This window comes from Streptomyces sp. NPDC055013 (assembly GCF_053608645.1).
The window spans coordinates 20,906-39,759 of the sequence record NZ_JBSGVW010000018.1 but is presented as its reverse complement, the minus strand read 5'-3'; the positions used below and the strand labels follow the sequence as shown (position 1 = coordinate 39,759).

The window sequence follows — 18,854 nt, the reverse complement described above, 5'->3', positions numbered from 1 at the left end:
TTTGGGTACGGCGTTGGCGGTGATCTGGTCGCTCTGGCCGCCCTTGGGTGCCTGGACGGCCTCGGCCTTGGTGATCTTCCCGCCGGCGACGGTGACACGGACCTGGACGGCGCCGTACTGGGTCTGGACGGCGTCACCGGTGACCGTGGCGGCCTGGGCGGAGCCGCCCGAGCCCTGGGAGCCGGCGCTCGCGTTCGCCTTGTCGATCGCCGACTGGACGGACTTCTTGTAGCCGTTGCTGGTGTACGTCGCCCCGGACACGGCGTCGACGTTCGCGCTCTGCGCGGTGACCACCGCCTGGTTGAGCTTGGGTACGGCGTTCGCGGTGATCTGGTCGCTCTGGCCGCCCTTGGGTGCCTGGACCGCCTCGGCCTTGGTGATCTTTCCGTTGGCGACGGTCAGCCGCACCTGCACGGCGCCGTACTGGGTCTGCGCCGCGTCACCGGTGACCGTGCCGGACGCCGCCTGGGCGCCGCCCTGGGCCGAGGCCGCCGGGGGTGCGCCGACGCCCGCCGCCTGTGCGGAGCCCGGGTCGGTCGCGGGCTTCAGCGACAGCAGCAGCACGATCCCGGACACGGTGGCGGCGCCGGCCAGCACAACGCGGCGAATCGGGTGACTCTTCCTCATGGCTTCTACAGCTCCTGAAGTCTTGAAGTCTCGAAGTCCCGTCGCTCACATCTCGAACGACTCGTGATGGATGCGGCGGGCGGGCACACCCGCGCCGCGCAGTGCTTCGTAGACGGACTGCGCGAAGCCGGCCGGCCCGCACATGAACACGTCGTGCTTGTCGATGTCGGGCAGCTTCTGCTGCAACCGCTCCGCCGAGATGTCGGGCCGCTCCCCGTCCGGGCTGTTGACCGCGTACATCAGCCGGGCCCCGCGCTCGTCGGCGATCTTGGAGAGCTCGTCCCACAGCGCCAGGTCCTGGGTGCTGTTGGCCCGGTAGAGCAGGGTGATGTCGCCGGACGCGCCCGGCAGCGTCTCGAACAGGGCTCGCATCGGGGTGATGCCGACCCCGCCGGCGACCAGCAGCACCTTGCCGCGGCTGCGTCGCTGGGCGGTCAGCGCGCCGTACGGCCCCTCGGCCCACACCTTGGTGCCGGGCTTCAGGTCACGCAGCCGCGATGTGTGGTCGCCGATCGCCTTGACCGTGATCCGCAGCATGTCGGGGCGGGGCGCCGCCGACAGCGAGTACGGGTGGGAGCTGAACCGCATCCCGGGCGCCTTGAACCGCCACCGGAAGAACTGTCCGGCCTCCGCCCCGATCCGGTGCAGCTTGCGCCCGCCGATCAGCACGGACACGATGCCCGGCGTCTCCTCGATGACCGCCTCGACGTACATCCGGTGCCGCAGGTTGAGGCGGATCGGCGTGAGGATCCGGTACCAGACCACCAGCGCGGTGACCACGCCGTACAGCCCGTACCAGAAGGTCTTCGCGGTGGGCTCGACGGCGAACTCGTTGCCGGTGGAGATCTGGTGCCAGAACGTCAGGAACACCGCCGCGTACGTCAGCAGGTGCACGTGGTACCAGGTGTCGTACGGGATGCGGCGGCGGATGCCCCCGATCGAGATGAACGCAATGAAGAACAGCAGCCCGGTGCCGATCGCCGCCTTGCCCATGTCCGGCAGCGTGTTGACCGAGTCGACCGTCTGCTGGACGACGTCGCCGAGCGTCTTGCCGGCCTGGAGCGCGTATCCCCACATGATGAGGAAGACGTGCGCGATGACCAGGCAGATGGTGTACCGGCCGCTCATCGCGTGCCAGCGCGCGACCCGGTCCGAGCCCACGCGTCGCTCCAGCGCGGGCACCCGGGCCATCTGGAGCACCACGAGCGCCATCAGGTAGCCGGCGAGCAGGCCGGTGATCCGGCCCGCGGCGATGATCTTGGCCGTGTTGTCCGCGAGGGACGGCGTGTTGTCCCACCACAACCACAGCACCGCCGCCGCGCCCGCCCATAGGGCGATCACCAGAGGGACGGCCGGGGAGCGGCGCGGGCGGATGCGGCGCATCGTCTGGCGGCGAGCGGCACGGCCGCCTGCGAGCGTGGTGGTCACGGTTCCTCCGGGGACGGGAGCAAGGGGGTGGTGATGGGCGTGGTCCCTTGGCCCAGAGGTACGTGCGGGGAGGTCAGTGTGTTCAGTGGTGCTTTCTCAGTAACGGGTGATCGCCGTGGACCCGCTCGCCGTCCCGATCGCGATGTGCGGCTTCCGTCCCGGATCGGCCCACTTGAGGATCCGCTTCATGGCCGCCTCGGACACCGACACACAACCGGCCGTCGCCGTGCGCCCCTTCACATGGAGGAAGATGCCGGCGCCGCGGCCCTTCACGGGGCGCTCGTAGTTGAAGGCGATGACGAGCGCGTGGGCGTACAGCGCGCCGTAGGAGACCAGGTGCTCGGACTCGGCGGCACGGCAGTCGCGGGCCAGCGGCTCGCTCCAGCGGTTGTAGGCGCGGGAGTCGTTGTCCTGGCACCACCAGGAGTCCTGGTGCACCCGCCGGTACTTGTACGCCGTGCCGCGCGGCGCCGCCTTGATGCCGAAGGCGTACGGCAGCCCGTACAGCCCCGTCGGTGTCGTGTTCGTGCCCTGCTTGCGGCTGGTCCCCTCGACGAGCCCCTTCGCCCCGAAACGGGCCGGCGCCGAACCGGCCTTCACCCACGTCCCGCCGACCCGGTCCCACCAGGTGAGCGTGCCAGACGTCGAGCCCTTCCTCGGCGCCACGGCGGTGATCAGCTGGGTGCCGCCACCGGTGTCGGCCATGCGTGCGGGCAGCGGTTTCGGCGTTCCGGCGCCGGGTGCGGCGCCGAGCACGAGGAGGGACGCGGACGCGAGGGCGACGACACCGGGGCGCATGGCTCAGACGCTAGAGGGCGGGAGCGGCAACGGCAGCCCGGGTAGGCCATCCAGGCTGGTCGCGATGTACTCCTTCTTGCTGAAGTACGCGCTCAGCGAGTCGTCGTCCTCCCGCGCGAACCGCTTGCCGTGCAGGTCGCGGTCCTCGTCGTACGTCATCAGGGGCACCGCGTACCCGCAGGAGTCGCGAATGACGTCGGCCCGGACCACGATGATGGCGCGCAGCCCGTGCAGGGACGGGTCGATGTCGGGAAAGTGCCCGAGCAGCTCCTTGAACCGCGGGTCGTCGCGGAAGACGGCGTCACCGCGGCCGTGGACACGGACGATGTTCGGCGGGCCCTGGAAGGCGCACCACATCAGGGTGATCCGCCCGTTCTCCCGCAGATGCGCGACGGTCTCGGCGTTGGAGCCGGCGAAGTCGAGGTAGGCGACGGTCAGTTCGTCGAGGATCGCGAAGGAACCCTTGAGGCCCTTGGGGGAGAGGTTGACCGTGCCGTCGCCGGACAGCGGAGCGGTCGCGGTGAAGAAGAGGGGCTGCTCCTCGATGAAGGTCCGCAGCCTGCCGTCTATGCGTTCGTAAGTTTTTCCCACGTCAACCGAGTATGGACGCGGATCGTTCGCCTGTCTAAGGAATTGCGCGGTCCATATGGAGTCACCATGGCCGCCCCGGCCGGCGTGCCAACGGGGCGGCCATGGCTGCCTGTCACGTCACTGGGTGAGCGTGCAGGCGGCGAATGCCTCCAGTCCCTCGGGTTTTGCGGCGGTGCGGCCGATGGCGGTTTCGATGCGGTTGAGGGCGGCGACCCGCTTGTCCTCGAGGGGGTCGAGGATGGCGTTCTGGACGAAGTTGGGGCCGCCCTGGCCGACGGTGTCGACGAGGCGCTGGTTGGCTTCCTGGATCTGGGTCTGGAGCTGGGCGAGGTTGCGGTCGACCTCGGCCTGCGCGGACGCCGGGACCGCGGGCAGCTCACCGGTCACGTCCGGGCAGCTGATCGTGCCGACGCCGGCGTTCCCCGCCTCGCCCGCGGCACCGCCGCCGTCCTCGTCCGCAGCGCCGCCGGCCTCCTCCGTGGCGGCACCGGCCTCGTCACCCGCGCCCGCCTCCGCGCCCGCCCCGGCCTCCTCGCCCGCGCCCGCTTCCGCACCGGCCTCCTCGCCCGCGCCCTCACCGCCCTCGGCGTTGAGCGTGCAGGCGGCGAATGCCTCCAGCCCTTCGGGCTTTGCGGCGGTGCGGCCGATGGCGGTTTCGATGCGGTTGAGGGCGGCGACGCGCTTGTCTTCCAGGGGGTCGAGGATGGCGTTCTGGACGAAGTTGGGGCCGCCCTGGCCGACGGTGTCGACGAGGCGCTGGTTGGCTTCCTGGATCTGGGTCTGGAGCTGGGCGAGGTTGCGGTCGACCTCGGCCTGCGCGGACGCCGGGACCGCGGGCAGCTCACCGGTCACGTCCGGGCACGAGACGGTGCCGGGGCCGGCCAGCGTCCGGGCGTTCGTGCCGGCGCTCTTCGAGGACGATGCCGTCTCCCCGGCCAGGGCGAAACCGGCGATCACCGTGCCGGACAGCGCCACCGCGGCGGCGCCGCCGACGAACGCGACACGACGCTTGTTGTACTTCGGAAGAGCCCTGGACATGCGGATGCCTCACTCGGGTTCGGGGGTGTCTTCTTCTTTACAAACGCGGCGCCTGCGTTCGGCGAGAGGTACGAGTAAGCGGTTTCCCGCGTTCAACGGGAGGCCAAAATTCCCGCCCACCCCGACTGGGATTGACGAATCATGCAGAGCTCTGCATACTCATGCAACAGCCTGTCGTCGAGCATTCCCGCTCAGCGTCCGTCGCGGGCATAGCCTGACGACGACCCGGCGCAACGCCGACCAACCCTCCCTAGGAGCAACGCAAGTGAGCAGCAACAGCGGTGACGTCCGGCTCTGGGGCGGCCGTTTCGCCGACGGTCCCGCCGAGGCACTGGCCAAGCTGTCCGCATCCGTCCACTTCGACTGGCGGCTGGCGCCTTACGACATCGCCGGTTCGCGTGCCCACGCGCGCGTGCTGCACAAGGCGGGGCTGCTCACGCGGGACGAGCTGACCCGGATGATCGCCGGGCTGGACCAGCTCGAGGCGGACGTGGCCGACGGCTCCTTCGTGGGCACGATCGCCGACGAGGACGTCCACACCGCCCTGGAGCGCGGCCTGCTGGAGCGCCTCGGCCCGGACCTCGGCGGCAAGCTGCGCGCCGGCCGGTCGAGGAACGACCAGGTGGCGACGCTGTTCCGGATGTATCTGCGCGACCACGCCCGCATCGTCGGCGGCCTGGTCGCCGATCTCCAGGACGCCCTGGTCGGCCTCGCCGAGGCCCACCCCGACGTCGCGATGCCCGGCCGCACCCACCTGCAGCACGCCCAGCCGGTGCTCTTCGCCCACCACGTGCTGGCCCACGTCCAGTCCCTGTCCCGGGACGCCGAGCGGCTGCGCCAGTGGGACGAGCGGACGGCGGTCTCGCCGTACGGCTCGGGCGCCCTGGCGGGCTCGTCCCTCGGCCTGGACCCGGAGGCGGTGGCGAAGGACCTCGGCTTCGAGCACGGGTCCGCCGCGAACTCGATCGACGGCACGGCCTCCCGTGACTTCGTCGCCGAGTTCGCCTTCATCACCGCGATGATCGGCGTGAACCTCTCCCGGATCGCCGAGGAGATCATCATCTGGAACACGAAGGAGTTCTCCTTCGTGACCCTGCACGACGCGTTCTCCACGGGCTCGTCGATCATGCCCCAGAAGAAGAACCCGGACATCGCGGAGCTGGCGCGCGGCAAGAGCGGCCGCCTGATCGGCAACCTGACGGGTCTGCTGGCCACGCTCAAGGCCCTGCCCCTCGCCTACAACCGCGACCTCCAGGAGGACAAGGAGCCCGTCTTCGACTCCTGCGACCAGCTGGAGGTCCTGCTCCCCGCCTTCACCGGCATGATGGCCACCCTCACCGTCAACCGCGAGCGCATGGAGGAACTGGCCCCGGCCGGCTTCTCCCTCGCCACCGACATCGCCGAGTGGCTGGTCAAGCAGGGCGTCCCGTTCCGCGTCGCCCACGAGGTCGCCGGCGAGTGCGTCAAGGTCGCCGAGGCCGAGGGCAAGGAACTCGACGGCCTGACGGACGACCAGTTCGCCAAGATCTCCGCCCACCTCACACCGGACGTGCGCTCGGTGCTGAACGTGCCGGGTGCCCTGGCTTCCAGGAACGGCCGTGGAGGTACCGCCCCGAGCGCGGTGGCGATCCAGCTGGCCGAGGTGAAGCAGGACGTGGCGCGGCAGCACGTCTGGGCGAACGCCAAGCGGCAGAGCTGATCCGACGCCGCCGAGCCCCGCGCCCCAAGGGGCGCGGGGCTTTGTCGATGTGCGGCTCCGCCCCGTGGGCGCGACAAGCCACGACGAGCCCGCACTCGCCGAACCACCGCACGCGAGCCGAGCTCCGATTGCCGGGGGCGTCGCGGGGTACGTTGATCGGAATCCGATACCGGAGCCGACCGAACGGAGCCCGCGATGCCCTTCGCCCGACTGGCAACAGCAACTACCCCGACCTGCCACATCGGACTCGGCCTCGCCGCCGTCGGCCGCCCCGGCTACATCAACCTCGGCCGGGACCAGGATCTCGGGGAGAACCGCAGCGCCGAAGCGCTGCGCACCCGCACCCACGAACTTCTCGACGCCGCCTATGCCCAGGGCGTCCGCTACTTCGACGTCGCCCGCTCCTACGGCCGCTCGGAGGAGTTCCTCGCCGAGTGGCTCAACGCCCGCCCCGCGTTCGACGACATCGTCGTGGGCAGCAAGTGGGGCTACACCTACACCGCGGACTGGACGACCGACGCCGACAAGCACGAGGTCAAGGACCACGGCCTCGAGACCTACGAGCGTCAGCGCGCCGAGTCCGACGCCCTGCTCGGCAGCCACCTCGACCTCTACCAGATCCACTCGGTGACCCCGGACAGCCCCGCCCTCACCGACAAGGACCTGCACGCCAGGCTGGCCGAAGCAGCGGCCTCCGGCCTGACCGTCGGCTTCTCCACCAGCGGCCCGGCCCAGGCCGACGCCATCCGCGCCGCCCTCGCGGTGACCGTCGACGGCGAGCCGCTCTTCCGTACCGTCCAGTCGACGTACAACGCCCTGGAGACCTCGGCCGCGCCCGCCCTCGCCGAGGCGCACGACGCCGGGCTCACCGTGATCGTCAAGGAGGGCATGGCCAACGGACGGCTCGCGGACCCGTACGCGCCGGACGTGCTCAAGGCCGTCGCGGCGGAGACCGGTCTGGGCTGCGACGCCGTCGCGCTCGCCCTGATCCTGCGCGAGCCGTGGGCGGGTGTGGTGCTCTCGGGCGCGGCGACGACCGTACAGCTCGTGTCCAACCTGCACGCCGCCGCCGTGGACCTCGACGAGTCCCAGCTGGAGCGGCTCGGTTCGCTGGCCGAGGAGCCGGGTGCGTACTGGAATCGGCGCGGAGAGCTGCCCTGGCACTGACGTAGACCCCACTGATCAGCGGCTATGAGTCACGCATGCCCAGTGTGAGACATTCGTGTCTCACATGGGCTACTCTTGTCTCATGGCCGTCGATCGTGACCACGTACTCCGCAGTGCCGCCGCACTGCTGACCCGTAAATCCACCGCGACCATGGACGAGGTCGCCAAGGCCGCCGGGATCAGCCGCGCCACACTGCACCGGCAGTTCGCCGGGCGCGACGCGCTCGTCCGGGCGCTGGAGTCGCTCGGCATCGCGGAGTGCGAGGCCGCGGTGGACTCGGCGCGGCTGGACGAGGGGCCGGCCGGTGACGCCGTACGACGTCTCGTCCGCGGGATCGAGCCCGCCGCCGGACTCCTCGCCTTCCTCTACACCGAGAACCAGCTGTTCGAGGGCGAGGAGGTGAACGAGGGCTGGTCGCGGATCGACGGCCGTATCGCCGCGCTGTTCCGGCGCGGACAGGACAACGGCGAGTTCCGGATCGACCTCACACCCACGTGGCTCACCGAGGCTCTGTTCGGCCTGCTCGCCTCCGGCGCCTGGGTCGTGCAGAGCGGCAAGGTCGCGCCCAACGACTTCCACCACATGATCGTCGAGCTGTTGCTCGGCGGCGCGCTCAGAAGAGAGGAATCATGACCAGCACCCTGCAGTCGGCGACCAAGACCGAGGCGGTGACCAAGCGCCCCGGCCGTTGGCTCGCGCTGTCCGTCCTCGTCCTCGCCGTGCTGCTGGTGGCCGTGGACGCGACCGTCCTCGGCCTCGCGACCCCCTACATCAGCGAGGACCTGAAGCCCTCCGGCACCCAGCTGCTGTGGATAGGCGACGTCTACTCCTTCGTCATCGCGGGTCTGCTGGTGTCGATGGGCAGCCTCGGCGACCGAATAGGCCGCAAGCGGATCCTGCTCGTCGGTGCCACGGCGTTCGGAGCGGTGTCCGTGCTCAACGCCTATGCGACGACGCCGGAGATGATGATCGTCGCCCGGGCCCTGCTCGGTGTCGCCGGCGCCACCCTGATGCCGGCCACGCTCGCCCTGATCCGCAACCTCTTCCACGACCCGCGCGAACGCAGCCTCGCCATCGGCATCTGGGGCGCGACCGCCTCCGCCGGTACGGCCGTCGGCCCGATCGTCGGTGGCTTCCTGCTCGAACACTTCTGGTGGGGCTCGGTCTTCCTGATCAACCTGCCCGTGATGGCGGTCCTCGTGGTCGTCGGCATCAAGCTGCTGCCCGAGTCGCGCAACCCGAACCCCGGTCCCTGGGACATGATCAGCGTCGTCCTGTCCCTGGTCGGCATGATCGGTGTCGTGTACGCCGTCAAGGAGGCGGCCGCTGTCGGCTTCACCTGGGTGATGCTCGCCGCGGGCCTGCTGGGCGCCGCCGCGCTGTACGGCTTCGTGCGCCGCCAGCTCACCCTGCCCGCCCCGCTGCTGGACATGCGACTGTTCCGTCACCGCGGCTTCAGCGGCGCGGTGCTGGCCGACCTGCTGACCATCCTCGGCCTGTCCGGCCTGGTGTTCTTCCTCTCCCAGTTCCTGCAACTCGTACAGGGCAGGGGCCCGTTCGAGGCGGGCCTCGCCGAGCTGCCCGCCGCGATCGGCGCGGTCGTCGCCGGCCTGATCGCCGGTCGCGTGGCCCGCCGCTACTCGGTACGGGCCGTCGTCTCCGGCGGCCTCGCGGCCATCGGCCTCGCCCTGGCCGCGCTCACGGTCATCGACCGCTCGACCGGCTACCCCCTGCTGGGCGCCGCCCTGCTGGTGGTCGGTGTCGGCGCGGGCTTCTCCTTCACGGTGACGTCGGACGTGATCCTCTCCAGCGTCCCGAAGGAGCAGGCGGGCGCGGCGTCGGCGGTGTCGGAGACGGCGTACGAGTTGGGTGCCGCCCTGGGTATCGCGGTGCTGGGCTCGATCGTGACGGGCGTCTACCGGGACTTCACGGGTCCGGCGGGCACTCCGGCGGAGGCGCACGAGTCACTGGGTGGTGCGGTGGAAGCGGCGGCAGGAATGCCGGCGCAGACCTCCGAGGTGATGCTGGACGCCGCCCGGAGTTCCTTCGTCGACGGTCTCGCCCTCGCGGCGGGAGCCGGAGCGGCCGTACTGCTCGCTGCGGCGGTGGCAGCGTGGTTCCTGCTCCGCAACCAGCGGCTGGACAACGCCGCCTGAGGTTCTCGAGCGACCTGCCCTCCCCGCGCCCTCAGGGGCGCGGGGAGCAGGGGCGCGGGGCTGCGTCAGCTTTGCACCCACACCGCACACGGATGTGCCTGGCGTCGACGCCCTTCAGGGGCGCGGGGAACTGCGCAACCACCACAACGGACCCGCACCCCGAGCACAACCCGCGCCCCCTTCGACCCCCCGGGCCGCCGAACCAGGGATGTGCCGCGCGTCGATGCCCTTCAGGGGCGCGGGGAACTGCGCGACCAGCCCCAACGCACCCGCACCCCGAGAACAACCCGCGGCCCCGCCGACCCCCCGGCCCCGCCAAACCAGCGGAGCTACGCCGCTTCCTTGGCCTTGCTCGCGTACATGTCCACGTACTCCTGCCCGGACAGCCGCATGACCTCCGCCATCACGGAGTCGGTCACCGCGCGCAGCACGTACCGGTCCCGGTCCATCCCCTCGTACCGCGAGAACTCCATCGCCTCGCCGAAGCGGACCGTGACCTTGCGCGGCCGGGGCATCCCCGCCCCACCCGGCTGAATCTTGTCCGTGCCGATCATCGCGAACGGGACGACCGGCGCCCCGGTCATCAGCGTCAGGCGCGCGATGCCGGTGCGCCCCCGGTACAGCCGTCCGTCGGGAGAGCGCGTGCCCTCGGGGTAGATCCCGAAGACGTTGCCCTCCTCCAGGATCCGGCGCCCGGTCATCAGCGCGGCCACGCCGCCGCGGCCGCCGTCACGGTCGACGGGGATCATGCCGACGCCGGTGAAGAACCAGGCCATCAGCCGGCCCTTGAGGCCCTTGCCGGTGACGTACTCGTCCTTGCCGATGAACAGGACCTGACGGTCGCAGACCAGCGGCAGGATCATCGAGTCGATGAACGTGAGGTGGTTGCCGGCCAGGATGACCGGACCGTCGCCCGGGATGTGCTCCGCGCCCTCCACCTGTGGGCGGAACATCAGGCGCATGATCGGTCCGAGCACTGCCTTGATGAGCGCGAAGCGGGACAACGGGCCCTCCGGTGTCAAGGGATTCGGTATAAGTCTGTGCAGGTGAGGACGATACTCGCGGTTCCCCGGGTCCCGCACATCGGGTGGGCCGACTTCACCTACGCCTTACGCACTGTTGACGCACGTTTACCTGCGGTGGCACGCCGAGAACGGCACGTAACGCGTTCGCCATGATGTGACGGACATCGCCCCGAGGGCCTACCGGACGCGTTCCCCGGACGGCCGTAGGCATTCCGACGGGCCGTCACCTCACCGTTCCGGTACGACATTCAGCATCACCCGCGAGTTCCGCCGCAGGTCTCCCATCCGTCATGGACACGCACCTACGATCGGCCCGCACTGAAATGGGCGGACGGTCAGGAGGGCCCTCATGGGAACCCAGGAGAACGAGCAGACGGGCGTCACCGGACGGCGGATGCTTCTCGGCGCGGCTGTGCTCGGCGCGGGCGGAGCGGTCCTCGGGCTGTCCGGTACGGCGAGAGCGGCCGAGGCACGGCACGGCGGCTCGGGCGGAGGCCTGAAGAGCCTGCCCAAGCCGACGATCATCGGCCACCGCGGTGCCAGCGGCTACCGGCCCGAGCACACCCTCGGCTCCTACCGGCTGGCCCTCGACATGGGCGCCGACATCATCGAGGCGGGCGACCTGGTGCCCACCAAGGACGGCCACCTCGTCTGCCGGCACGAGCCGGAGATCGGCGGCACGACCGACGTCGCGAACCATCCCGAGTTCGCCGACCGCAAGAAGACGAAGTCCCTCGACGGCGTCGCCACCACCGGCTGGTTCACCGAGGACTTCACGCTCGCCGAGCTGAAGACCCTGCGCGCGATCGAGCGCATCCCGGCCAACCGCCCGCACAACACCCTCTACAACGGCCGCTGGGAGATCCCCACCTTCGAAGAGGTCCTGAGGTGGCGGGACGAGCAGAGCCGCAAGCGCGGCAAGCAGGTCTGGATCTACCCCGAGCTCAAGCACCCCACCTACTTCCGCAAGCAGGGCCTCGCCCTGGAGGAGCGGGTCGCCAAGGTGCTGCACAAGTACGGCAAGGACCGGCGGAACTCGCCCGTCATCCTCCAGTCCTTCGAGCCGACCAGCATCCAGCGGCTTAACAAGCTCGTCGACAACCCGTTGGTCGTCCTGCTCTCCGGTGCGGCCACCCGCCCCTGGGACTTCGTCGAGACGGGCGACCCGCGCACGGTCGCCGACCTGGTCAAGCCGGCCGGCCTCAGGGAGATCGCCTCCTACGCCCAGGGCATCGGCCCCACCCTGGACCTGGTCATCCCGAAGGACGCGAACGGCAACCTCACCCAGCCCACCACGCTGGTCGCCGACGCGCACAAGGTCGGGCTGATCCTGCACCCCTACACGATGCGCAACGAGAACCCCTTCCTGCCGACGAGCTTCCGCAAGGGCACCGACGCGGACGCCTACGGTGACGTCTTCGGCGCCTACCGGACGTACTTCGCGACCGGCATCGACGGCGTCTTCACCGACAACCCCGACACCGGCCTGCTGGCCCGCGAGGACTTCGTCAACGGCTGAGACCCGCGCCCCGGTTGGGGTGACTGTCGGCCGCCCGGGCAACCCCGCGCCCGGGCGGCCGCGTCGTGCCGCATATGAGGGACGACCTGGTTGCCGCCCTGCGCCCGCTGCTCCTCGCGGAGGCCTTTGCCGAGGCACCTGCCTCCGGAGCGGAGCCGGGCGACCTGGAACAGGCGGTCTGGCTCCGCCTCCTGGAACGCCTCGACTCCGACGGTCCGCCCGCGGATCCGCCGGGCTGGCTGCGCAGGGCGGTCCGCGCCGAGGCCCGCCGAAGCCGCCGTACGACACGCCATGAACGGCCGTACGAGCACGAGCCCGCCGCCGACACCGACCGCCACGACCCCGAGCACCTCGCCCTCGCGGCCGCCCGCCACCGCGCCCTGCGCGACGCGGTGCGCCGTCTCCCCGGCCGGTGCCCTCGCCTCGTCGAGGCCCTGCTCTCCCCGAACGACCTGACATACCGGGAAATCGCGGGGGAGTTGGGTATCTCACAGGGCAGTCTCGGCCCGGAACGTTCCAGATGCCTGGGATGTCTGCGTCGAATGCTCACGCCGGAGGTTGCGGCCCGCGGAGCGCGGGGATAGGAGTGAGGGACGACAGGCGATCAGGTGAGCGGGAGGCGTGCGCACATGGGCATGAGCGTGACCATCTCGGCGGCGACCGAGCAGGACGCGGAGCAGATCTTCAGGCTGCAGTACCTGTGCTTCCAGAGCGAGGCGGCGCTGTACGGCAACTACCGCATCGACCCGCTCGTCCAGACACTGGACTCGGTCCGTGCGGAGGTCGCCGCGGACTGCGTCTTCGTGGCGCGTCTCGGCGAGGAGGTGGTCGGCTCCGTCCGCGGCAGCGTCACCGAGGACGGCGCGGCGGCCATCGGCAAGCTCTGCGTCCACCCGCGCCTCCAGGGCCACGGCATCGGTGCCCGCCTCCTGCGCGCCGCGGAAGCCGACCTGACCGAACAGCGCGGCGCCAAGAGGTTCCGCCTGGAGGCCGGCCACCGCAGCGAGGGCAACCTGCGCCTGTACCGCAAGGTGGGCTACGAGGCGGTGGGCACGTCGAAGGGGGCGGACGGGGTCCCGATGGTCGTCCTGGAGAAGCCGGCGGGCGCGTACGCAACAACAGCGTGACCCGGCACGACGGGCAGCCTGCCGCCTGACACCCTCAGGCGGCATCCCCGTGCGGCGCCCGCTTCCGCAGCCAATACAGCGCGGACAGCGGCAAAAGCACGGGAATGAACAAGTACCCCATGCCGAAGTCGGACCACACGGTCGCATCGGGAAACGCCGACGGCTCGACGAGGGTCCACGTGCCTACGACCAGCACGCCCACCAGTTCGGCCGCGCAGCAGATCCGCGCGGCCTTGCGTGCCGTCTCGCCGCCGCGCACGAGCGTGTACGTGATGAAGCCGTACACCACGCCCGCCACCGCCGACAACGAGTAGGCGAGCGGCGCCCGGTCGAACTCGGTCGCGATCTGGTACGCCGACCGTGACACGGCGCCGACCACCATCACGCCGTACAGCCACACCAGTACGATCCCGGGCCCGCTGATCAGCCGTGCCCTGCCGGGCTTCTCCTGCGTCACGGCCACCTCAGCCTCCCCAGATGTCATAGAGCCGCACCTCGAGCACGGCCAGCACCACGCCGCCCGCGGCGACCGTCACCGACCCCCACTTGCTCCGCTCGGCCAGCGACATGAACCCGGCGGCCGGGATGCACGCGAACGAGCCCAGCAGATAGGCCACGAAGATCGTCGTGCCCTGCTCCGGCTCCTCGCCCCGCGCCAGCAGCACGATCCCGATCACCAGCTGCACCAGGGTCAGCAGCGTCACCACGGCCATGCCGATGAAGTGCCAGTCCTTCGTCGGCTGATCACGGTACGCCGCCCAACCGCACCACGCGGCGAGCAGCAGCGCGGCGACCCCGGTCACCAGCGTCAGGGCATCAAACATGTGGCGAGCCTATTACGGGCCAAAAGGCCTGATGCGCCCGGCCCCGGCGCCCGACCCCGGCGGTCGGCCGGCGGTGGTCGGCAGGCCGGTTCGTCGGCGACCAGGACACCGTTCACGCACCGCCGCAACACCCCGCGCTGCCACTCGCCGGCATCGGGCGCGGGCCTGACGGTGAACACCGGATTCGGCCCCGTCTCGATCAGGTGCGGCAGGCATGATCGACGCCCGAGGCCGTGTCCGGCGAGCTCCGGCGGCCCCGTAGGGTCTGGACCATGACGATCCACGCACGCGCTCTCCTGTTCGACAACGACGGCACCCTGGTCTCCTCCCTCGACTCCGTGGACCGCTGCTGGACCAGGTGGGCCGGTGAGTACGGGATCACGGCCGAGGAGTTCGGGCGGGTGGAGCTGCACGGCCGGCCGGCGGTGGAGATAGCCGCCGACCTGCTGCCCGCCGACGTCGTGCCGGAGGCCCTCGCGCGGATCGAGGCACTGGAGGTGGAGGACGTGCCCAACGGCGGCGTCCACCTGCTGCCCGGCACCAAGGACTTCCTCGACTCGCTGCCCGCCGACCGCTGGGGCGTCGTCACCTCCGCCACCCGGCGCCTCGCCGAGGCCCGCCTCGACGCCGTCGGCATCCTGCCCAAGACCCTGATCGCCGCCGACGACATCACACGCGGCAAGCCCGACCCCGAGCCCTACCTCCTCGCCGCCCGGCAACTGGGCGTCGACCCCGCGCACTGCGTGGTCTTCGAGGACGCCCCCGCCGGTCTGGCGGCCGGTCGCGCCGCCGGAATGACCACCGTGGCGTTCACCACAACCCACCAGGCCCACGAGCTCGACGCCGACTACGTGGTGAAGGACCTGTCGGCCCTGTCCGCCCTGGTCACCGACACCGGAGTCGAGATCTCCGTACGCGGCTGAGAGCTGTCCGCCGCTGTCCAGTATGCGGACAGCGGCGGTCGGTAAGGACCGTACGTCTGGTTTACTGATCGCATGACCACGACGAGCTGCCGCACCCTTGCGACCGAGGCGACCCTTGCGCCCGGTGCTCGTTGTATGTGTCGAATGTGCGCCTTCTAGAGGGCCCCTGCACCATCTGAGCCTCGCGCCCCGAAGCGAGAGCCCGCTCATGTCCGCCCGTACGCCCCACGTACGTGACTGAGCCGCGCCCCACGCACACGTCTGCCCCCGGTTCCACCGCGTTCGCGGGAAACCGTGCTGCGTTCCGGCCGCCTTCGACCACGAATGCCCCGTGTTCGGTGCCCACGATGCGCCGTGCACTCGACAGTGACGGAAACCCAGTGATCACCACCTCGGGCCTGACCAAGGTCTATCGCTCGCGCGGCCGTGAGGTCACAGCCCTCGACGGCGTCGACCTGCACGTCCGCGAAGGCGAGGTCTACGGCGTCATCGGCCAGTCCGGCGCCGGCAAGTCCTCCCTCATCCGCTGCATCAACCTGCTGGAGCGCCCCACCGCCGGCACGGTGTCCGTCGCCGGGCAGGACCTCACGGCCCTGGCGGGACGCGGTCCCCGGGCCGGCCGGGAGCTGCGCCGGGCGCGCAGCCGTATCGGCATGGTCTTCCAGCACTTCAACCTGCTGTCCTCGCGGACCGTCCAGGACAACGTCGAGCTGCCGCTCGAAATCCTCGGCACGTCCGGCAAGGACCGCTCCCGCAAGGCGCTCGAACTGCTCGACCTGGTGGGTCTCGCGGACAAGGCCAAGGCCTACCCCGCCCAGCTCTCCGGCGGCCAGAAGCAGCGCGTCGGCATCGCCCGCGCCCTGGCCGGCGACCCCAAGGTGCTGCTCTCCGACGAGGCCACCAGCGCCCTCGACCCGGAGACCACCCGCTCCATCCTCCAGCTGCTGCGCGACCTGAACCGGCAGCTGGGCCTGACCGTCCTGCTCATCACCCACGAGATGGACGTCGTGAAGTCGATCTGCGACTCGGCCGCGCTCATGGAGAACGGGCGCGTCGTGGAGTCCGGCACGGTCAGCGAACTGCTCGCGACCCCCGGCTCCGAACTGGCCTCCGCGCTCTTCCCGCTGGGCGGGGAGGCCTCCGCCGACGACCGCACCGTCGTCGACGTGACCTTCCAGGGCGAGGCCGCCACCCAGCCGGTCATCTCGCAGCTCTCGCGCACCTACAACATCGACATCTCGATCCTCGGCGCCGCCATCGACACCGTCGGCGGTCTCCAGGTCGGCCGGATGCGCATCGAACTTCCCGGCCGCTACGAGGACAACGTCGTGCCGATCGGCTTCCTGCGCGAACAGGGCCTGCAGATCGACGTCGTCGGCCAAGAGGCCCGGCAGCCCGTCTCCGCGCTGGTGAAGGAAGGTGCCAAGTGACCTGGTCCGAGATGCAGCCCCTGCTGGAGCAGGCGTGTTGGGACACCCTCTACATGGTCGGCTGGTCCACCCTCATCGCGGTCGTCGGCGGCCTTCCGCTCGGCATCCTCCTCGTCCTCACCGACAAGGGCGGCCTGCTGCAGAACGTCGTCGCCAACAAGGTCATCGGGCAGATCGTGAACGTCGCCCGCTCGATGCCGTTCATCATCCTGATGGTCGCGCTGATGGGCTTCACGCGCTCGATCACCGGTACGACCATCGGCCGCGAGGCCGCCATCGTGCCGCTCGCGATCGGTGCGATCCCCTTCTTCGCCCGTCTCGTCGAGACGGCTGTCCGCGAAGTGGACGGCGGGCTCGTCGAGGCCGTGCAGTCGATGGGCGGCAACACCTGGACCATCGTCCGCAAGGTCCTCGTACCCGAGTCCCTGCCCTCGCTCATCGCCAGCACCACGACCACGATCGTCGCCCTCATCGGCTACTCGGCCATGGCCGGCACGGTCGGCGCCGGCGGCCTCGGCGACATCGCCATCCGCTACGGCTACCAGCGCTTCGAGACCGAACTGATGTGGCTGACCGTCGGGATCCTCGCCGTCGTCATCTCCCTCATCCAGTTCGCCGGCGACTACACCGCCCGCTCCCTGCACCGCAGGGGCGGCCACTCGGGCGCGGCGCCCAAACTCCGCCTGCTCAAGGCCTCCACGGCCACGAGCAAGACCGTCTGAACCCTCCCGGACGGGCACCCAGAAACTCCCCGAACACCCAAGTCGGGGTCGCACCACCCATAAGGAAAGGCACTTTTCGTGCGTAACACCGCCAAGATCACCACTGCTGTCCTCGCCGCCGGAGCCCTCACCCTCGGGCTCTCCGCCTGCGGCTCGGACAAGGACTCCGGTTCCGACGCGAGCGCCCCGCTGAAGGTCGCCGCCACGCCGACCCCGCAGGGCGAGATCCTCACCTACATCAAGGAAAACCTCGCCGAGAAGGCGGGCCTCGAGCTCGAGGTCCGGGAGTTCACCGACTACGTGACGCCGAACACGGCCGTCCAGCAGGGTGAGGTCGACGCCAACTACTTCCAGCACCAGCCGTACCTGGACGACTTCAACAAGAAGAACGGCACCGACATCGTCGCCGTGCCGAACGCCACCGTGCACCTGGAGCCGCTCGGCGTGTACTCCCAGGGCGTCAAGAAGCTGACGGACCTCAAGAAGGGCGCCACGGTCGCCCTGCCGAACGACACCACCAACGAGGCCCGCGCGCTCAAGCTCCTGGAAGCGAACGGCGTCATCAAGCTGAAGGCCGGCGTCGGCTACGACGCGACCCCCAAGGACGTCGCCTCCAACCCCAGGAACCTGAACTTCAAGGAGTTGGAGGCGGCCCAGCTGCCGCGCTCCCTCGGCGACGTCGACGCCGCCGTCATCAACGGCAACTACGCGCTGGAGGCCGACCTCAGCCCGGCCGAGGACGCCATCGCCGCCGAGTCGCCCAAGGACAACCCGTACGGCAACTTCCTCGCGGTGAAGAAGGGCAACGAGGACGACCCGCGCGTGCAGAAGCTCGCGAAGCTGCTCACCTCGCCCGAGGTGAAGAAGTTCATCGAGGACAAGTACGACGGCGCGGTCGTCGCGGCCTTCTGATGAGCATCGTGAAGCGCCGACGCCCTGTACTGCTCACGGCCGCGCTCGCCGGGGCCCTCTTCGCCGGCCTCACCGCCTGCGGCTCGGGCTCCGGCGGCGGTGCCGACGACACCCTGGTCGTCGGCGCCACCGCCGTCCCGGCCGGCGAGGTCCTGACCTACGTCAAGGACGATCTCGCCGCGAAGGCCGGGCTGAAGCTGGAGATCAGGGAGTTCACGGACTACGTCCTGCCGAACACCGCCCTCCAGGAAGGCTCGCTGGACGCGAACCTCTACCAGAACGAGCCCTACCTGGACGAGTTCAACGAGTCCAAGGGGACCGACCTGGTCCCGGTGGTCAAGGCCTATCTGCCGCCCATGGGCGTCTACTCGAACAAGGTCACCGACGTCACGAAGCTCGCCGACGGAGCCACCGTCGCCGTGCCGAACGACACCACCAACGAGGGCCGCGCCCTGAAGCTGCTCGCCTCCAAGGGCGTCATCACGCTCAAGGAGGGCGCGGGCACGGACGCGTCCCCGGCGGACATCGCCGCCAACCCCCGGCACCTGAAGTTCCAGGAGCTGGAACCCGCCCAGCTGCCCCGCTCGCTCGACGACGTGGCCGTGGCGGTGATCAACAACAACTACGCGCAGGACGCCGGCCTCAGCCCCACCGAGGACGCCATCCTCCTGGAGTCGGCGAAGGACAACCCCTACGCCAACCTCCTGGCCGTGAAGAAGGGCAGCGAGCACGACCCCCGGGTCGAGAAGCTCGCGAAGCTCCTCGCCTCGTCCGAGGTGAAGAAGTTCATCGAGGACAAGTACAAGGGCTCGGTCCTGCCGGTCACTTCGGGCTGACGGGGCGTAAACGGCTTATCGCCACGCACGG

The 18,854-nt window shown here is 70.2% G+C and carries 20 protein-coding genes; 12 read left to right on the top strand and 8 right to left on the bottom strand.

Annotation, left to right across the window (positions count from 1 at the left end):
• The 5 genes from ACWGDB_RS22825 to ACWGDB_RS22805 all read right to left on the bottom strand — a co-directional run.
• A partial coding sequence (locus tag ACWGDB_RS22825) for an FMN-binding protein (protein WP_453824073.1) occupies window positions 1–627 on the bottom strand: 627 nt, incomplete at its 3' end.
• A gap of 45 nt (window positions 628–672) precedes the next feature.
• Entirely contained in the window at window positions 673–2,055 is a 1,383-nt protein-coding gene (locus tag ACWGDB_RS22820; protein ID WP_453824072.1) for a ferredoxin reductase family protein, read from the bottom strand.
• A gap of 96 nt (window positions 2,056–2,151) precedes the next feature.
• Window positions 2,152–2,853: a L,D-transpeptidase family protein gene (locus ACWGDB_RS22815; protein ID WP_453824071.1), complete on the bottom strand. Its 702-nt coding sequence runs from the start codon at window positions 2,851–2,853 to the stop codon at window positions 2,152–2,154.
• Between the two features lie 3 nt (window positions 2,854–2,856).
• Complete coding sequence (locus tag ACWGDB_RS22810) at window positions 2,857–3,444, bottom strand: pyridoxamine 5'-phosphate oxidase family protein (protein ID WP_362381115.1); 588 nt, start codon at window positions 3,442–3,444, stop codon at window positions 2,857–2,859.
• A gap of 117 nt (window positions 3,445–3,561) precedes the next feature.
• Window positions 3,562–4,482 (bottom strand): hypothetical protein, encoded by a 921-nt coding sequence (locus ACWGDB_RS22805; RefSeq protein ID WP_453824070.1) that lies wholly within the window; start codon window positions 4,480–4,482, stop codon window positions 3,562–3,564.
• Between the two features lie 265 nt (window positions 4,483–4,747).
• Here ACWGDB_RS22805 and argH point away from each other — a divergent pair, with 265 nt between their 5' ends.
• The 4 genes from argH to ACWGDB_RS22785 all read left to right on the top strand — a co-directional run bounded on the left by argH (window position 4,748) and on the right by ACWGDB_RS22785 (window position 9,505).
• The gene (gene argH, locus ACWGDB_RS22800) at window positions 4,748–6,181 is read left to right on the top strand and encodes an argininosuccinate lyase (protein WP_453824069.1); all 1,434 of its coding nucleotides are present in this window, start codon (window positions 4,748–4,750) and stop codon (window positions 6,179–6,181) included.
• Window positions 6,182–6,376: 195 nt separating this feature from the next.
• A complete protein-coding gene (locus tag ACWGDB_RS22795; RefSeq protein WP_453824068.1) occupies window positions 6,377–7,348 on the top strand; it encodes an aldo/keto reductase in 972 nt (323 codons plus the stop codon).
• 82 nt (window positions 7,349–7,430) lie between these two features.
• Window positions 7,431–7,982: a TetR/AcrR family transcriptional regulator gene (locus tag ACWGDB_RS22790; RefSeq protein ID WP_383607776.1), complete on the top strand. Its 552-nt coding sequence runs from the start codon at window positions 7,431–7,433 to the stop codon at window positions 7,980–7,982.
• The gene (locus tag ACWGDB_RS22785) at window positions 7,979–9,505 is read left to right on the top strand and encodes an MFS transporter (RefSeq protein WP_453824067.1); all 1,527 of its coding nucleotides are present in this window, start codon (window positions 7,979–7,981) and stop codon (window positions 9,503–9,505) included. The genes ACWGDB_RS22790 and ACWGDB_RS22785 overlap by 4 nt, the downstream gene beginning before the upstream one ends.
• 329 nt (window positions 9,506–9,834) lie before the next feature.
• Here the strand turns inward: ACWGDB_RS22785 and ACWGDB_RS22780 are convergent, their stop codons facing one another.
• Entirely contained in the window at window positions 9,835–10,509 is a 675-nt protein-coding gene (locus tag ACWGDB_RS22780; protein ID WP_362381384.1) for a lysophospholipid acyltransferase family protein, read from the bottom strand.
• A 370-nt stretch (window positions 10,510–10,879) separates the two neighbouring features.
• On the opposite strand from ACWGDB_RS22780, the gene ACWGDB_RS22775 reads away from it, so the two are divergent.
• The 3 genes from ACWGDB_RS22775 to ACWGDB_RS22765 all read left to right on the top strand — a co-directional run bounded on the left by ACWGDB_RS22775 (window position 10,880) and on the right by ACWGDB_RS22765 (window position 13,176).
• Window positions 10,880–12,049, top strand: coding sequence for a glycerophosphodiester phosphodiesterase (locus tag ACWGDB_RS22775; protein ID WP_453824066.1), 1,170 nt, complete (start codon window positions 10,880–10,882; stop codon window positions 12,047–12,049).
• A gap of 74 nt (window positions 12,050–12,123) precedes the next feature.
• Window positions 12,124–12,633 carry a sigma-70 family RNA polymerase sigma factor gene (locus ACWGDB_RS22770; protein WP_453824065.1) on the top strand — a complete coding sequence of 170 codons (510 nt, stop codon included), beginning with the start codon at window positions 12,124–12,126 and terminating at the stop codon, window positions 12,631–12,633.
• A 45-nt stretch (window positions 12,634–12,678) separates the two neighbouring features.
• Entirely contained in the window at window positions 12,679–13,176 is a 498-nt protein-coding gene (locus ACWGDB_RS22765; RefSeq protein WP_453824064.1) for a GNAT family N-acetyltransferase, read from the top strand.
• 34 nt (window positions 13,177–13,210) lie between these two features.
• Here the strand turns inward: ACWGDB_RS22765 and ACWGDB_RS22760 are convergent, their stop codons facing one another.
• Together ACWGDB_RS22760 and ACWGDB_RS22755 are read right to left on the bottom strand one after the other, a co-directional pair.
• Window positions 13,211–13,660, bottom strand: coding sequence for a hypothetical protein (locus tag ACWGDB_RS22760; RefSeq protein WP_383607786.1), 450 nt, complete (start codon window positions 13,658–13,660; stop codon window positions 13,211–13,213).
• On the bottom strand, window positions 13,641–14,000 hold the full coding sequence (locus ACWGDB_RS22755) for a hypothetical protein (protein WP_453824063.1): 360 nt from the start codon (window positions 13,998–14,000) through the stop codon (window positions 13,641–13,643). The genes ACWGDB_RS22760 and ACWGDB_RS22755 overlap by 20 nt, the downstream gene beginning before the upstream one ends.
• Before the next feature lie 272 nt (window positions 14,001–14,272).
• On the opposite strand from ACWGDB_RS22755, the gene ACWGDB_RS22750 reads away from it, so the two are divergent.
• The 5 genes from ACWGDB_RS22750 (at window position 14,273) to ACWGDB_RS22730 (ending at window position 18,823) form a co-directional block, all read left to right on the top strand.
• Window positions 14,273–14,923 carry an HAD-IA family hydrolase gene (locus tag ACWGDB_RS22750; RefSeq protein WP_453824062.1) on the top strand — a complete coding sequence of 217 codons (651 nt, stop codon included), beginning with the start codon at window positions 14,273–14,275 and terminating at the stop codon, window positions 14,921–14,923.
• Between the two features lie 380 nt (window positions 14,924–15,303).
• Window positions 15,304–16,353, top strand: a complete 1,050-nt coding sequence (locus tag ACWGDB_RS22745; protein ID WP_453824061.1) for a methionine ABC transporter ATP-binding protein — start codon at window positions 15,304–15,306, stop codon at window positions 16,351–16,353.
• Window positions 16,350–17,075: a methionine ABC transporter permease gene (locus tag ACWGDB_RS22740; protein WP_369269910.1), complete on the top strand. Its 726-nt coding sequence runs from the start codon at window positions 16,350–16,352 to the stop codon at window positions 17,073–17,075. Before ACWGDB_RS22745 ends, ACWGDB_RS22740 begins: the two co-directional genes overlap by 4 nt.
• A 78-nt stretch (window positions 17,076–17,153) precedes the next feature.
• Window positions 17,154–17,987: a MetQ/NlpA family ABC transporter substrate-binding protein gene (locus ACWGDB_RS22735; protein WP_383607796.1), complete on the top strand. Its 834-nt coding sequence runs from the start codon at window positions 17,154–17,156 to the stop codon at window positions 17,985–17,987.
• An 8-nt stretch (window positions 17,988–17,995) separates the two neighbouring features.
• Window positions 17,996–18,823 (top strand): MetQ/NlpA family ABC transporter substrate-binding protein, encoded by an 828-nt coding sequence (locus tag ACWGDB_RS22730; RefSeq protein ID WP_453824060.1) that lies wholly within the window; start codon window positions 17,996–17,998, stop codon window positions 18,821–18,823.
• The last annotated feature ends 31 nt before the right edge of the window (window positions 18,824–18,854 follow it).